The 17,088-nt window shown below is 34.5% G+C and carries 10 protein-coding genes; 4 read left to right on the forward strand and 6 right to left on the reverse strand.

What is annotated here, in order from left to right; genetic code table 11:
- Positions 1-23 precede the first annotated feature (23 nt).
- The 6 genes from BTR34_RS02295 to BTR34_RS02320 all read right to left on the reverse strand — a co-directional run bounded on the left by BTR34_RS02295 (position 24) and on the right by BTR34_RS02320 (position 7,703).
- Positions 24-236 (reverse strand): DUF4266 domain-containing protein, encoded by a 213-nt coding sequence (locus BTR34_RS02295; RefSeq protein WP_068486657.1) that lies wholly within the window; start codon positions 234-236, stop codon positions 24-26.
- The gene (locus BTR34_RS02300) at positions 233-1,213 is read right to left on the reverse strand and encodes an FAD:protein FMN transferase (RefSeq protein WP_068486655.1); all 981 of its coding nucleotides are present in this window, start codon (positions 1,211-1,213) and stop codon (positions 233-235) included. Before BTR34_RS02300 ends, BTR34_RS02295 begins: the two co-directional genes overlap by 4 nt.
- Complete coding sequence (locus BTR34_RS02305) at positions 1,210-1,656, reverse strand: thioredoxin family protein (protein ID WP_068486653.1); 447 nt, start codon at positions 1,654-1,656, stop codon at positions 1,210-1,212. The genes BTR34_RS02300 and BTR34_RS02305 overlap by 4 nt, the downstream gene beginning before the upstream one ends.
- A gap of 77 nt (positions 1,657-1,733) precedes the next feature.
- Complete coding sequence (locus tag BTR34_RS02310; protein WP_068486651.1) at positions 1,734-2,876, reverse strand: efflux RND transporter periplasmic adaptor subunit; 1,143 nt, start codon at positions 2,874-2,876, stop codon at positions 1,734-1,736.
- Positions 2,877-2,886: 10 nt separating this feature from the next.
- Positions 2,887-7,224: a CusA/CzcA family heavy metal efflux RND transporter gene (locus BTR34_RS02315; RefSeq protein ID WP_068486649.1), complete on the reverse strand. Its 4,338-nt coding sequence runs from the start codon at positions 7,222-7,224 to the stop codon at positions 2,887-2,889.
- A gap of 77 nt (positions 7,225-7,301) precedes the next feature.
- A complete protein-coding gene (locus tag BTR34_RS02320; RefSeq protein ID WP_068486647.1) occupies positions 7,302-7,703 on the reverse strand; it encodes a hypothetical protein in 402 nt (133 codons plus the stop codon).
- Positions 7,704-8,144: 441 nt separating this feature from the next.
- On the opposite strand from BTR34_RS02320, the gene BTR34_RS02325 reads away from it, so the two are divergent.
- From BTR34_RS02325 to pta, 4 genes are all read left to right on the forward strand, one after another.
- Positions 8,145-9,065, forward strand: coding sequence for a helix-turn-helix domain-containing protein (locus BTR34_RS02325; protein WP_197496203.1), 921 nt, complete (start codon positions 8,145-8,147; stop codon positions 9,063-9,065).
- A gap of 567 nt (positions 9,066-9,632) precedes the next feature.
- Complete coding sequence (locus tag BTR34_RS02330) at positions 9,633-13,388, forward strand: T9SS type B sorting domain-containing protein (protein ID WP_068486643.1); 3,756 nt, start codon at positions 9,633-9,635, stop codon at positions 13,386-13,388.
- 32 nt (positions 13,389-13,420) lie between these two features.
- A complete protein-coding gene (locus tag BTR34_RS02335) occupies positions 13,421-14,335 on the forward strand; it encodes a PorP/SprF family type IX secretion system membrane protein (protein WP_068486641.1) in 915 nt (304 codons plus the stop codon).
- A gap of 655 nt (positions 14,336-14,990) precedes the next feature.
- On the forward strand, positions 14,991-17,084 hold the full coding sequence (gene pta / locus BTR34_RS02340; protein ID WP_068486639.1) for a phosphate acetyltransferase: 2,094 nt from the start codon (positions 14,991-14,993) through the stop codon (positions 17,082-17,084).
- Positions 17,085-17,088: the final 4 nt, after the last annotated feature.

The raw sequence follows: 17,088 nt of genomic DNA on the forward strand, positions 1-17,088 counted from the left end.
TTTATAAATAATTGAATTCTATATTAATTACAGCCGCAGCCTCCACCAGTTTTTCCTCCATTTGCACCTACCGCTGCTTCTCTGTAGGAATGCATGGTGGTTAAATTGCGATCTGCCTTTTTATCTTGCAAAACCATATCTGGATCGTTTATATTTATTTTTTCGTATTCCTTTAAAACGGTGCAACTGCCAAATGAACAGGCAACAACTGCAATAATCAAAACCTTCTTTATCATGATTTTTCTATTTCAATATTCTTTGATGTAGTAATATTTCCTTTATCGTCTATGATTATACATTCTACTTGAGGAAGTTGTTCTATTCTATTTAAACCTATCTCTATGCCCATTACGAATACTGAGGTTGCCAAGGCGTCTGCCAATTCTGCTTTAGGGGCAAAAACAGTAACACTTATAATTCCCGTAGCCGGATAGCCAGAACGTGGGTCAATAATATGGGTATATCTTACATCATTAAAAGTCACATATTTCTCATAATTACCCGATGTTACCACTGCCCCATTGGTGATAGGTAACAGAGCGAACACCTTGTTCTTGTACATAGGATTCGTAATGGCAACTTTCCAATCTTTCCCATCGGGTTGTTTACCCCAGGTATTCATATCTCCCGAAGCATTAATAATACCTGCCACAACACCCTTAGAAATCAGTAGCTCTTTTGTTTTATCCGCTGCATAGCCTTTACCGATGGCACCGAAACCAATTTTCATTCCTTCCAACTTCAGAAAAACGGTATGGTTCTCTTTATCTAATATGATATTCTGATAACCCACCTTAGAAACAGATGCTATTATAGAATCTGCTGTAGGCATAACCGTCATGCTGCCATCAAACTTCCAAATTTTATCCATAGAGGCATAACTGATATCAAAAGCGCCATCTGTTAGTTTAGAAATACCAATTCCTCTTTGTATTAAATTGAATAATTCTGCATCAACCTTTACAGGTCTAATTCCTGCATTCCTATTAATTTCCGATGTCTGAGAATTTGGATCCCATGAAGAAATTAACCTTTCTATTCTTGTTATTTCGCTGATAGCCAAATCTATATACTCATCTCCTTCAATAGGATCTTTAGCCACAACGGTAATGTCAAAACGACTACCCATTAACTTGGTGGTTCGTTTATGAGGCTCTTGGGCACACAGCTGACCAACAGAACAAATCAATATTATGAGAAGTAGTTTCTTCACTTCTGTTTTATAAACGAGTTCAATTCTTGGATATATTTTTTGGGAGTCAATTTCTTATAACTGGTTTCTCCATAAACATCTCCATTTGCATTCATTACCACTACAAACGGAAAAATCCCTTGTCTGTTATAATTTTCAGCCAATGCCTTGTTCTTGTTTAGTTGCTCTTCCGGCAAGGCATTATTCTTTCTACGAGGAAAATCTGCCTGTAACATTACATAATGGTCTTTTGCATATGCTTTAAACTCATCTGTAGACCAAACTTCCCGATCTAATTTAATACAAGGAGCACACCAATCTGAACCTTGAAAAACTAGTACAATAGGTTTATCATTAGCTTTAGCAAGTTTCTTTGCTATTTCAAAATCTGTATTCCATTCTTGTGCGGTTGTGGTACTTATTGTGACCACCGCAAATAAAAGTAATATTATGTATTTTTTCATTTCTTAATTATTGAACAGACTCATCATAAGTCAATTAGCATACCAAAATCTTATAATGTAATCTTAATTTTAATGGACTACTCTCCTAACAGGCTAAACGCACCTTTAGTTAAAAATTGTGCATCTTGCTTAAAAGATGACGATTTCGAGAACGATGTCCTGTTTTTATAACTACCTAAGGTGTTGACGGGTACTTGCTTAAAATAATACGTATCTCCAATCTTCTCATCTAAAAGTAGTACAAACGACTCGTTTTCAACCACTGCAATAGCATCTGTCGGTAATGACAATTGTTTTGATGTTTCTGTAATAATATTCGCTTCTACGAACATACCGGTTAGAAAATTTGCTTCGTCCTCATTCTCTATATGTGCATGCACCTTTATGGTTCTATTTTCTCCTATTGAGGTACCAACCAAATGGACTTCAGCTGTAAATATATTTTCTGAGGATTCTGGTATTTTAAATTCTACTACTTGACCTTTTTTAACTTTCAAAATATCTTTTTCAAAAACCGATAATTCTATATGAATATGGTCATTATTAATCATCTCCATGATTGAGGTAGCGGGAGAAACATACGTACCTTTGGAAACATTTACACTCGTTATACTGCCGGCAATAGGTGCGTAAATAGTTGCCACTGAACTTATATTTCCTTTTTCTACTTGTTCTGCGGATATATTCAACATTCCCAATTGTTTTTTGAGTCCATTGTACTTTGCCACTCCTGTTTTATAGTCACTCTCTGCTTTTAAAAAGCTTTTTTGAGATGTTATGTTTTCAGCTACCATGGTTTGCTGACGTTCGTATTCTGCCTTTAAGTAACCCAACTGCCCGTTTACCTCCATATACCGTTGTTGTAGGGATACAAACTCCGGGTTTTCAATTGTCACCAATAATTGTCCTTTACGTACATTATCTCCGATCAATAAAGGTGTGGTCTGAATATAACCGCCCATTGTAGCACTTACCACAGCCCTATTTTCTGGTGGCACATCTATCATGCCCGATGTCGTTACTAGTACCGGAAATTCACTTTCAGTCATACCAGCAATCTCCATTTTATTCTGTTCGAATTGTGTTTGCGTAATTTGAATTCGGTCATCTGTTTGCACTTCAGATGTGCCATTCTCGCTTGATTTGCTTGCCTTGTCTCCACAACTTAAAGTTATTGCGAATATGATAAGAGTTATTATTGTGTATATATTTTTTTGCATGATGCCCTATTTATAATGTTAAGAAATTAATGTCTGTTGCGGTTTCATTGTACTCTTTCAACTTGTCTAGATAGCCTAATTTAATATCATAAGCGTTTTCTAAACTTTGTATGTATTGATAGAAATCTATCTCCCCATTTCTAAAACCGATGTTCGCCGTCTTCAATATTTCATCCGATAGCTCGGCGCCTTCATTCTCATAATAATTCAATGAATTTTGAATCTGTACAATTTGTTGCATTAAAATTTCTTGTTTCGACTTTATTTGAATATTGTAGGCAATAGACTCGCTTACCGCTCTTTCTTTCGCAATTTTCGCAGCTTTTATTCTAGAAGCGTTTCCACTGAACAAAAGAGGGATTTTGAGTCCTAATTGATAACCAAAAAGATTGTCGTTTAATTCTGAGTTGGATCCTTGAAAATAAGCCAAACTAATATCTGGCAGGAGCTGCTGTTTTTCTAAATTACTTTCTACAGCCATTAATCGCATGTTATTTTCATAATATACGGACTCAGGAGATGTATCTATGTTTACATCTTGAACAGCAATTTTTAAGTTCATTTCTTCAGAAATCACCAAACTATCTTCTACCTGAATTAATTGCAACAGATTGGCATATGCGGCGGATACATGTTGCATAGCTTGTTGGTAGTCTAAATTGATTTTTCGCTGTTTAGAAGCTGCCGTAATTTTCTCCAAGTAATTGGTTTCTCCCAGTTCAAATTTTCTAGCTGCTACCTCTGAAAAATTAGCGTACAAACTATCTAGTCTTTTATAGACCCGAACTTTTTCTCGTGTAATTTGATACTCGTAATACACTCTTGTAACAGCTCTAGTTATTACCTTTCGCTGAATATCATATTCACTTTGCACCAAACTAGTCTTCACTTTGTTTACCTTCTTTTCAGAAAAATAAGCTGTCGGGAAACGAAAATCTTGCTGTACGCCAAATACCTTTAACGGCACATCGTTGATGGCTAAATTGTTTTCATCATATTCATAATACACATGGGTTTTATTGAACATAAATGCACTATTGATCAACGCTTCAGATTCATCTACTTTTAGTCGACCAGCTTTTAATCCCATGTTATTTTCGATTGCCAAGGGAATTAATGCATCTAGATTTTGACTTTTTGATTCTTGCGCCGATACACCTATAGATATAAGTACTGCTATAATAGCAATACCGTTTTTTAAAGTTGTTTTAGGTATTGGTTTTCTTGAAGTATCATGACTTTCAAACATAGCATAAAGTACTGGCAAAACTACCAAAGTCAATATAGTTGCAGTAAATAAACCACCTATTACTACCGTTGCCAAAGGTCTTTGAACTTCTGCGCCAGCATTTGTGGAAATTGCCATAGGTAAGAAACCAAGTGCAGCAGCAGATGCCGTTAATAATACTGCTCTTAAGCGATCTTTTGTTCCTTGTTTTATTAAGGCATCTATATTATCAAAAGAATACTTTTTTAACTCTTTAAAATGCTCAATCAGAACAATACCGTTTAAAACTGCTATACCGAACAATGCAATAAAGCCTACTCCTGCAGAAATACTGAACGGCAAACCTCTCATCCATAATAACAACACACCACCAACTGCTGCTAACGGAATAGCGGAATATATCATAAGCGCTTCTTTTACAGATTTAAACGCAAAATATAGCAATACAAAAATGAGCACTAATGCAATTGGCACGGCAACTAAAAGTCGGTCACGAGCACTTTGTAGATTTTCAAACTGACCACCGTATGTAATGGTATATCCTGCTGGTAATTTTACATTTTCATTTATCAATTTTTGAACGTCATCAACCACCGATTTTAAATCGCGATTACGGACATTTATACCTACTACTGTTCTCCTTTTCGTATCATCTCTAGATATTTTTGCCGCCCCTTTTTTATAACTGATATCAGCCAATTCACTTAAAGGAACCTTTCCTCCATCGGGCAAATCCACATATAAATTTTTAAGGTCATTAATATCTTTTCGTTTTGCTTTATCTAACCGTACCACTAAATCAAACCGCTTTTCTCCTTCAAAAACATTACCAGCTGTTTTACCGGCAAAACCCATGGAAACCATGTCGTTAAGTTCTTGTATGTTTAATCCGAAGCGTGCAATTTTAGCGCGATCATAATCAACACTCATTTCGGGCAATCCCGCTATTTTCTCTACACTTATATCAGCAGCTCCTTCAACATCTTTAATTAATTCTCCAATTTCATTTCCTTTTTTAGCAAGTACATCTAAATCCGGACCAAAAATCTTAATGGCAATATCCGCACGCACTCCTGTAATCAACTCATTAAAACGCATTTCTATAGGTTGGGTAAACTCTACTTCCATACCTGGAATAACAGCTAATGCTTCTTTGAATTTATCGGCTAACTCATCTTTAGAATTTGCACTTGTCCACTCTCCTTTTGGCGCTAGTTTAATGATTACATCGCTTTCTTCCATGGACATAGGGTCAGTAGGTACTTCAGCTGCCCCAATTCTAGTAACTACTTGCTGGACTTCAGGAAAATTATCGAGTAAAATTTTCTCAATTTCGGTCGTAATCTCAACCGTGCTACTTAATGAGGTTCCTGTTTTTAAAACGGGTTGTATAACAAAATCACCTTCATCTAAAGTCGGTACAAACTCGCCGCCCATAGTGGTATATAAAATAGTTGCTCCTATAAGTAGTATTGAAGCAATGCCTAAAACCAATTTCTTGCTTTGTAATGCCCAATTTATAATTGGTTCATATTTCTTATTCAACCATTTCATTAAGCGTACAGAAATATTCTTATCCGATTCCTTCGATGGTTTTAAAAAGATTGATGCAGCTACCGGAACATAAGTAAAACACAAAATCATGGCCCCAATTAAGGCAAAGCTAAAAGTCAACGCCATTGGTTTAAACATTTTACCTTCTACGCCGCTTAAAGAGAGTATAGGGATAAAGACGATTAATATGATCAATTGCCCAAAAATGGCAGAATTCATCATCTTAGATGCACCATTAAAAGTAATTTCATCTTTTAAATGCTGTTGTTCTATTTTGGCCAAACCATTAATCTCGTGTTGTTTTCTAGTGATTTCGAAAGCAATAAATTCTACGATTATTACTGCACCGTCTATAATAATTCCAAAATCAATAGCACCTAAACTCATTAAATTGGCATCTACACCAAAAATGTACATAAAGGATAATGCAAATAACAAACACAAAGGAATTACAGAGGCTACTACTAATCCCGATCTAAAATTGCCAAGTAGTAGAACGACTACAAAAATGACAATCAAGCAGCCTAAAATTAGGTTTTCGGTTACCGTAAATGTTGTTTTGGCAATAAGTTCGCTACGTTCTAAAAACGGATTAATATAAACACCTTTCGGTAAAGAAGTGGAAATTTCGGCAACACGTTCTTTTACCGCTTCGATTACCTTTTTAGAGTTGGCATCTTTCAACATCATAACCTGACCCAATACCTTCTCCCCTTCGCCATTACCTGTAATAGCCCCAAACCGAACGGCGCTACCGAAATCAACCGTAGCGACATCTTTAATATATATGGGTAGTCCGCCTTTCGTAGTTATCACTATATCTCGAATATCCTCAAGAGATGAAACCAACCCTTCTCCTCTGATAAAAAAAGCCTGATTCACTTTTTCTATATACCCGCCACCAGAAACACTATTATTCGTTTCCAAAGCTTTAAAAACATCACTTGCAGTGATATTCATAGCATTTAGTTTTTGGGTATTTATGGCAACCTCATATTGTTTTAAAAATCCGCCCCAGGTATTTACCTCAACAACACCTGGTATACCCGATAATTGTCGCTTAACAATCCAATCTTGGATGGTTCTTAATTCGGTTGTAGTATACTCATTTTTGTATTCTGGTTCTACTTCTAAAACGTATTGATAGATTTCACCCAGGCCGGTCGTTATTGGTCCCATTTGCGGAGTGCCAAAACCGGCTGGAATTTTCTCTGATGCCGAAGCAATTTTTTCTGCAATAAGCTGTCTGGGTAAATATGTTCCTAAATCATCTTCAAAAACAATGGTAACAACAGACAACCCAAATTTGGATACCGAACGAATTTCTATAACTCCCGGCAAATTTGCCATTTCTAGTTCTACAGGATATGTTATGAATTGCTCCATATCTTGCGTAGATAAATTACGTGATGTTGTAATTACCTGAACTTGATTATTGGTGACATCTGGCACGGCCCCAATAGGAATTTGCGAAAGTGCAAATAAACCATACCCAATAATAAATACGGTAAACAGAAGAATAATAAGCTTATTCTTTAAACTAAAATTAATAATATGTGATAGCATCTTTTCATAATAATCAATGTGAGTCGCTCAAATTCACAAGTATGAATTTGAGCTATAAAATTAAAAAATCGATCGTATTATGAAATGCGGGGCGGCTGTAAAATGCCTTGTGAGTGTAATGAAGAAGATGGTGCTTGGTAATAGAAATTTGAGTCTGTATAATCCAAAAATTCAACCTCGCTTAATTCTGATTTATAGGTGTTGAAAATAACGTCCGCAACACAAATATGAGAGGTTCCACTATGATTGAAAGGCAATTTTTCGTGATCCTTCTTTTCTTCTTGATGATCCCGTTGATGGTCCGCTTTCAATTCGCCATAATGTTTGGAAAGAAAAACAATAACATTATCTCCATATTGTTCACTATGAAATTGGGCATGCTCATACAATTCATCTAATTGAACAATATCATCATAATGCACACCAAAGCTTTGTAGCATGATAAGCGCTGATAATAGTATGGAAAACAGTTTGTTCACAATTGTAAAATTAATAAAATTATATGTACCTATTATTTAAATTCAATTTAAACTAATATAAATGGTTACAAAATGACTTCTATTTATTTTATAACCGATTACAAACAAACCTTAAGTTAGCCTAGAAATACGACAACCCTATTGGGTTTAAAAAGCTAATACTTCATAACCGAACATAAAATACTAATTCAGCTATTATTGATGTTAATAGAAAATAATTCAAATTACCATATATTAACAGAGCTACCACGGTTTTTTATATGAAATTAAAGCCTATTTTCGCTGCTCAAATTTCTATACAAAGTGGTTTTAGACAGAATTAATAATTGGTTTACTTTATCTAAGCAATATTTCTTTACTTATTCAGAAGGATTTTTTAATCTCTCCTACCTATCAAATTCGCCTGAAGCTATTATTCAAAGTTGCATAAAAATGCCCTTTATGAATCATAATGCTGAAAAGCAATTGATACAAGCTGACACCCCTTTTATGAAAGGTGATTTTTATTATACCGAACTGGAAGACGGACTATGGTTTTTAAACACAAAACAGGTTTACAAAAACAATGTATCATTTAAACCCATTTATGACCAATTTTTACCATCTGATTATTATGTAATAGCGCTTAATACGGTTCAAAGTAAAAGCAAAACTCAGAATTATAAATTTGGTGATGCCGTTATCGAAAATAATTCAGTTTCTTTTTCAAAACCTGGAAATGATGACGTTAACTATCACTTTAAAAATTCTAGGGAGACTATGTACATGCTGTACTTTAATGAAGCTTGGGCAAACAAAAATATTTTAGGTTCACCATCAACTCCTACAGCTATTGAAAGTATGTTTATTGATACACATCAAGTATTTATTAATTATTGCCATAGTAACCTAAGTTTTCAAAAACTAACAAATAATTTGATTAATGCCTTTGAGAATTTCGAAAAGCCAAATACGTTTCTACTTAAAGTATTATCCCTTGAATTTTTAGGGCTTTTTTATAATTTATTTGATGAGAAAACCGGCTTTGTTTCTGCAGATTTAGCTAGTGATAGTTTGTTGAAAATTAAAAAAATAGAACATGAATTAATGACCAATTTACATGGAAAATTTTTAGGTATAGATTACTTTTCAAAAGAATATAAGATATCACCAACTAAATTAAAGCAAGATTTTAAAGCCGTTTATGGTTCTTCTATATTTTCCTTTTTTCAAATGCATAAAATGGACTTGGCTCTTAAATACCTTAATGACTCTGATTTAAAGATTAAAGAAATTGCACAAGAACTTAGTTATGAAAATGTAAGTAAGTTCAGTAATACGTTTAAAAAATTCCATGGTAAATTGCCATCTGACTATAAATAATTAAATAACATTTTCATAAATATCTAGCAACAAGGGCAAATTTTATACTTTCAAGGATTTTATAAAGACTATCAAGGTCAACTTAGGCCAAAACCATTCTTAATTTTCGTTGTTAAATGATTTTTTGGCATAATTCCAAAATTTAAAAATTATTAGATTCTTTAGAACACTATCTCCAAATCACCTTAAACGACTGATAAACAAAATTTTACGAAATATTGTCCTTAGCGCGTATAAAAAAGCTCATTTTCTTTTCAATGAGTTAACAACATAATAAGTGTATTTGACACTCTTAACAGGACCCTTCACAACTTTACTGTGCTTTTTCATTGATCTTTTCAGCAAAAAAAATGATTTTTTGTTGTAAATAAAACATTTGTAAAATATTTATTATTAATTATAACAAATTATATGCTAATATAACAATCGTGCTTCTCAAAATGTCTTATTGGGCTATTTGTGTCTTATTGGGTTATATAAGAAAACTACACCTCTTTTACTTTTGGCACTAATTAAAACACAAACCTACAACCACTTATTTAAGACAACCAAAATTTTTCTAAAGACATGAAAAAAACACTTCTAATTATTAGCTTCTTTTTTTGCTATCTAAACTTTTATGCCCAACAGTGGGAAGCTGTAGGACCAAATGATGATCTAAATAGTCAAGGTATCGCTAAGACAAACTTATATAACAACGCAATTGTAATAGGGTCAGATATGACACCTTATATAGCCTACGCTGATCATGATAACGGAGGTAAGGCTACCGTAAAGAAATTTAACAATGGGGCTTGGGAGAATGTAGGGCTACCTGGGATTAGCTTATATAACGTAAGTAACTTAACACTAGATATAGACGCTAATAATATACCCTACATATTTTATTCTGACTATAGCATGGGCGGTAGAGCTACCGTACAACGTTTTGTAAATGGTAGTTGGGAAATTGTTGGTACTCCAGGTTTCTCAACTGGCAGGGTACAAAGTCCAACCATAAAAATACACCCAAATGGTACACCTTATATCGTGTACGATAACTACATAGGGGGAAATAATTTCACCATTAGTAGATTTGTAAACAACACATGGGAACCAGTAGGCATTACAGCTTCAATTAGATCACTATCAAGTACAGATTTAGCTTTTAGTAGTACTGGTATTCCATATTTGGCATATATGAATCAAAATACTGGCGGCAGAGAAGCGGTTCAACGTTTTGTGAATAATCAATGGGAGCCAGTTGGGTATTCAAGTCAAGCTTCCGGTTATGCGTATGAAATAAATATTGAACTTACAGTTAATGACGTACCTTATATTTCCTACAGGGATGGTGGAACCTCGCTACCATCAGTACAAAAATTTAATGGCCAATTTTGGGAATTTGTAGGTCAAAATGGATTTGGTTCATCAGGAACGATTTATTCTAGTTTAGCATTAACCAATGATGGCACACCTTATGTTGCCTATAAAAATGGATCAATTGGTGGTAAATTAAGTATTCAAAGATTTAAAAACAATGCTTGGGAACCTGTTGCGCAATTAGGTATTTCTCAATACTCTATTGAGTGGCCAACTTTAAAAATAGCAAATGACGGTACCTTATATACGAGTTATTATAGTCGTACTTCAAACGATTATAATAATTATAACTATTATGGCTTTGTAAAAAAATATAGTGAAAATGCTTTACCCATATTCACCAACGTATCATCTATAGAAATTCAAGAGAACACCACAGCAATTACAGATGTAAATACTACAGATGCAGATGGCGATACAGAAGGTAGTGGTATTACCTACTCTCTTACTAACAATAATAATGGTGGTATTGATAATTCTTTAGTTGCTATTGATGAAAACACAGGAGTATTGGCTTTTGAAAATGCTCCTAATTTTGAAATACCAACTGATAACAACACTAATAACATTTATGAGATTCAGGTAACTGCTACTGATTCTAAAGGCGGTACTTCATCTCAAAATTTAGAAATATCTATCTCCAATATCAATGATTTACAATTGGTGATTAATTCAGTTACAAATGTTCAATGTCGTGGTGAGAACAACGGTGAAATAAATTTAACTATAGCAGAAGGATATCCAAACTACACTATTGCTTGGTCAATGAACGGTAATTCCATTAATTCCTATAACAGCTACTCAGCAAATTACAATATAATTAGCTTATATGCTGGGACTATTTCTATTACTGTTACCGATTCCAATAACCATTCTACAACAGAAATGGTTACCATTACTGAACCAGCTACAGCTATATCCATTGAGGCCACAGCAACTTTAGTAAGCACAGCCAGTTCATATGACGGTACTATTGAAGTGGAGATAACTGGTGGTACCGCACCCTATACCTACCTATGGTCTAATGGCAACACCACAAAAGATATCTCTGGCTTAGGTGAAGGCACCTATACCATTTTTGTAACTGACGCCAATAACTGTCAATTCAATTTACCAGTGACAGTGATTCAGAATAATCCTCCTGAATTCACTTCTGTTGAAAATGTTGAAATATCAGAAAATCAATTATCAGTACTTAATTTAGAAATTGTAGATACTGAAGGTGAAACAGAAAATAATGGAATTGCATATCAGCTAACTACAGAAAACGGTAATGGTACAGACAATAATCTTTTCCAATTAAATACAGTTAGTGGGGAGTTAAACTTCGTAAATGCTCCTGACTTTGAGGATCCTACTGACGAAAATCAAGATAATATTTATGATGTACAAGTTGTAGTTACAGATTCTTACGGAGCTACCAATTATTTGAATTTAGTTGTAACAGTAGTAAACTTAGAAAACGATTTTGACGAAGATGGTATAGAAGATTCGGTAGATGCTGATGATGACAATGATGGTACTCCAGATTCTGAAGACGATTTTCCCTTAGATTCAACTGAAAACACAGATACAGATGATGACGGACAAGGAAACAATGCTGACACAGACGATGACAACGACGGTACTCCAGATTCTGAAGATGCATTTCCTTTAGATGCCACCGAAAAAACAGATGCTGATGGTGATGGCACTGGTGATAATACAGATACTGATGATGATAATGATGGTACTCCAGATTCTGAAGATGCATTTCCATTTGACTCTACTGAAGATAAAGACACAGATGGTGACGGACAAGGAAACAATGCTGACACCGACGATGATAATGATGGCACGCCAGATTCAGAAGATGCCTTCCCGTTAGATGCTACTGAAAATACAGATACAGATGGTGATGGCCAAGGAGATAATACTGATACCGACGATGATAATGATGGTATTCCAGATAGCGAAGATGAATTTCCTTTAGTGGGAATAGATACAGATGCAGATGGTATACCTGATAATTCTGATACTGATGACGATAACGACGGTACTCTAGATTTGGAGGACGCATTTCCTACCGACCCAACTGAAAATAAAGATACAGACGGTGACGGACAAGGAAATAATGCTGACACGGATGATGATAATGATGGTTCTCCAGATTCGGAAGACGCCTTTCCGTTAGATGCTACTGAAAATACAGATACTGATGGTGATGGCCAAGGTGATAATACTGATACCGATGATGACAATGATGGTATTCAAGATAGCGAAGATGAATTTCCTTTAGTGGGAATAGATACAGATGCTGATGGTATTCCTGATAATCTTGATACTGATGACGATAACGATGGTACGCCAGATACGGAGGACGCATTTCCTACCGACACAACTGAAACTTTAGATTCAGATTCAGATGGTATTGGCAACAATGCTGACCCAGATGACGATAACAATGGTATTCCAGATGATCAGGAAGAATTACCTACCAATGAACTAGATACTGACAATGACGGTATACCAGATGCTTTAGACACAGATAATGATAATGATGGTACGCCAGATTCTGAAGATGCATTTCCTTTTAATTCGTTAGAAACATCTGATTTTGATGGAGACGGTATAGGTGATAATGCTGACGATGATGATGACAATGACGGAATTCAAGATAGCGAAGATGATTTCCCATTTAACAATGAGCCAAAAATTATAGCAGCAGAAGCTTTTACACCTAATGGTGATGGTATAAATGATAATTGGGTAATTCCAGGGCTTAATAACTACCCAAATAACACTGTAAAAGTCTACAATAAAACTGGGCGATTAGTTTTTGAAGCAAAAGGATACCAAAACAATTGGGGTGGTTTCTATAAGGATAACCGTGAACAACTTCCTTCTGGTTCGTACTTATATAGTATAACTCTAGGTAATGGAAAATCTCCTTTGCAAGGATGGATATTCATTAATTATTAATTCACCGAAAACAATCTTTTAAAAGCAAAAACATGAAATTCAATAAATATATAGTATTAGCGGCGTTATTATTTGTAACGACCATTATCTTAGGGCAACAGGATCCCAATTATACTTTCTACAGATATAATATGAACTTAATTAACCCTGCTTATGCCGGGTCTCAAGATACTGTTGAAGGTTCTACCACAGGTGGTGGTTCAGAAGTAGGAATGAATATTAAAAGCCAATGGGCCGGTATTGAAGGTGCTCCAGAAACTCAAAGCTTCTTTTTCGGTACTGGATTAGGCAATAATGTTGGATTAGGTCTTTCTATAATTAATGATAAAACCTTTATCGAAAATCAAACTTTTATTGGTGTAGATTTTTCATATCGACTTCAAATTGCTGAAAATACTAACTTGTTTTTGGGAATTAAGGCAGGTGCAAACTCTTATAGTGTAAATACAAGTGGTTTAACTACATATGGCATTGGAGCAGACCCTTCCTTAACTGGCTTAGAAGGTACCTTCTCCCCTAATGTTGGTGCTGGTGCATACTTAAAAGGTGATAAATATTATGTTTCTTTCTCCGTCCCTAAAATTCTTTCACAAAATCGTTTATCTCAAGAAAATGGCACTGCCCAATTAGGGAACAATAAAGTTCATATGTATTTATCTGCAGGATATGACATTAGTTTAAATAGCACTCTAGTTTTTAAACCAAGTATAATGACCCGGTATATTGAAGCAACACCATTATCTTTAGATTTTACTGGAATGTTGTCATTTAATAATCGGTTTGATTTAGGAGCAGGGTATCGTTACGATGAAGGCATTAGTGCTTTAGCCATAATGAAGGTATCTAACTGGTTACAAATGGGTTATTCCTATGAATTTACATCTCAAAACCCTTTAACTTCTGGTAACATGGGTACACATGAGTTATTAATGAAATTAGCGCTGTAATTATATCCACTATAAAAGATAAATAACAAACAGTAATACCTATTTTAATTAAGCATCACACTTAAAAAATGTGATGCTTTATTTATTTACCCTTTAAAAGGTATTCAAATTGTTTAATATCTTATAAGGTTAAAGTCAAACAAAACACCAATTTCTTGACACCAATTAGAATCTTGTTTTTATAATTAAATATGCTTGTATTCATTTAACCATATTATCAGCATATGTAAGATGAAATAATATTAACTTTCTAGTCAATAAATTATCCTGAACTAATGAACTCAAGGTTATAATGTGTTTTTAAATTATGTGAATTCTAAAATAAACACTTCAAATTGATAACCCATACAAGTTTAGTTGTAACAAACAAAGATGATATTGACTTATATCATAATTAAAACATGAGATAAGTCATTTTTAAGCAATACAACCCTTACTATTTTTGCCGCTTCAAAATAATACTGAGGTTTACCTTTTCACTTTTAATAATCTGATAAAAAGACGATAAAAATTAAATAAGTAGAATTATATGAGAACACATCTATTTTACGACTTAATAATTATCAATTTCAATCTAAAGTGTCAGATTTTTACTTTGTAAGCCTTTATCCGCAAAGAATCCTATAAATTTGTTAAACAACAATCCCTTCTACACGTGAGTAAAGCTATCTATATTGTTACTACAGAACCTAATAGTGGAAAATCAATTGTATCACTTGGTCTTATGCAACTTCTTTTAGGCAAAACAGCAAAAGTAGGCTATTTTAGACCTATTATAGACGATGTCCCAAATGGTAAAACCGATAACCATATTGATACGGTTCTAAGCTACTTCAATGTAGATATGAAACCAGAAGAGGCATATGCATATACTCGTAGCCAAGTGGTACAACTAAAAAACAAAGACAAGGATGATGAAATTGTAGGTCATATTATTCACAAGTATAAAACTATTGAAAATAAGTTTGATTTTGTTTTAGTTGAAGGAACCGATTTTTCTGGAGAAGGTGCTATTATTGAATGGGACATAAATGTGCTTATTGCCAAAAACTTAGGTATACCAGCAGTAATTTTGGCAAGTGGAAAGAATAAAACTTTAGATGAGTTAGTAGGCAATCTTTATATGGCATACGACTCATTTAAAGAGAAAGGGGTTGAAGTTCTTCTTATAGTTGCGAACAAAGTACAACCTGAGAATATAAAGATTGTATATAACGGTTTAAAAGAAAAACTACCAAATGATGTTTTGGTCGGTGCAATACCCTTAAACACAGTTTTAGGTAGCCCCACATTAAAGGAAATTGCACAAGAGCTAGATGCAAAAGTACTTTTTGGTGAAAATCATATAAACAATCAAGTAGGGAGCTTTAGTGTAGGCGCCATGCAATTACGTAATTACTTGACTCACTTAAAAAGTGATAGCCTCGTAATAACCCCTGGAGATCGTGCCGACATTATTTTAGGGGCTTTACAAGCTAATATATCAACAAATTACCCTAACCTTTCTGGTATTGTCTTAACTGGTGGATTATTACCTGAAGATTCTATTATTAAACTTATAGAAGGACTTTCCGATATTATTCCTATACTATCGGTTGCTAATGGCACATTCTTCGTTACTAACAAAATTGGTACGATTAGACCACGTATTTACGCCGAAAACAAAGAGAAAATACAAACCTCTATTCAAGAATTTGAAAAACATATTCCTACAAAAGAACTGGCTGAAAGGTTAATTACTTTTAAAGCTAAGGGTATAACCCCTAGAATGTTTCAATATAATCTACTGCAAAAAGCTAAATCCTCGAAAAAACACATTGTATTACCCGAAGGGTTAGATGAACGTATTCTACTAGCTACGAAAAAACTAATTGACTCCGGTGCCGTTTATATTACCCTTTTAGGAAATAGAGAACAAATTATTGCCAAAATAACCGAATTGGATATCGATTTGGATATCAATGAAATCAATATCATAAATCCGACAGAATCTGACCAATTTTTGGATTATGCCACTACCTTATTTGAATTGCGTAAACATAAAAACGTGAATTTGGCCATGGCCAAAGATTTAATGGAAGATGTTTCTTATTACGGTACAATGATGGTGCATAAAGGACATGCGGACGGTATGGTTTCTGGCGCAATACATACTACACAACATACAATACGACCTGCCTTACAATTTATTAAAACAAGGCCAGACGTATCTATAGTATCTTCTATCTTTTTTATGTGTTTACCAAACAGAGTTACTGTTTTTGGGGATTGCGCCATTAATCCCAACCCAAATTCCGAGCAGTTATCAGAAATAGCTATTTCTTCTGCTGCTACAAGTGCTGCTTTTGGTATTGAACCAAAAATAGCTATGCTTTCTTATTCATCTGGAGCTTCTGGTGTGGGTGAAGATGTTGATAGGGTTCGAAAAGCAACCGAAATCATTAAAGAAAAAAGACCTGACCTAAAAGTTGAAGGTCCTATACAATATGATGCCGCTGTAGATGCTAAAGTAGGACTCAGTAAACTACCCGATTCCGAAGTAGCAGGGCAAGCTAGTGTGTTTATATTTCCTGATTTAAATACAGGTAACAATACTTATAAAGCCGTACAAAGAGAAACCGGTGCCCTAGCCATAGGACCAATGTTACAAGGATTAAACAAACCAGTTAACGATTTAAGTCGTGGCTGTACGGTCGATGATATATTTAACACTGTAATAATAACCGCTATCCAAGCACAGGGATTTTAAACTC

It is taken from the genome of Maribacter hydrothermalis (genome assembly GCF_001913155.1).
GTDB lineage: Bacteria > Bacteroidota > Bacteroidia > Flavobacteriales > Flavobacteriaceae > Maribacter > Maribacter hydrothermalis.

Excerpts from the sequence above, each read along its gene's own strand:
- BTR34_RS02295 (WP_068486657.1), bottom strand. The coding sequence starts at position 236 with ATGATAAAGAAGGTTTTGATTATTGCAGTTGTTGCCTGTTCATTTGGC.
- BTR34_RS02305 (WP_068486653.1), bottom strand. The coding sequence starts at position 1,656 with ATGAAAAAATACATAATATTACTTTTATTTGCGGTGGTCACAATAAGT.
- BTR34_RS02310 (WP_068486651.1), bottom strand. The coding sequence starts at position 2,876 with ATGCAAAAAAATATATACACAATAATAACTCTTATCATATTCGCAATA.
- BTR34_RS02315 (WP_068486649.1), bottom strand. The coding sequence starts at position 7,224 with ATGCTATCACATATTATTAATTTTAGTTTAAAGAATAAGCTTATTATT.
- BTR34_RS02325 (WP_197496203.1), top strand. The coding sequence starts at position 8,145 with ATGAATCATAATGCTGAAAAGCAATTGATACAAGCTGACACCCCTTTT.
- BTR34_RS02330 (WP_068486643.1), top strand. The coding sequence starts at position 9,633 with ATGAAAAAAACACTTCTAATTATTAGCTTCTTTTTTTGCTATCTAAAC.
- BTR34_RS02335 (WP_068486641.1), top strand. The coding sequence starts at position 13,421 with ATGAAATTCAATAAATATATAGTATTAGCGGCGTTATTATTTGTAACG.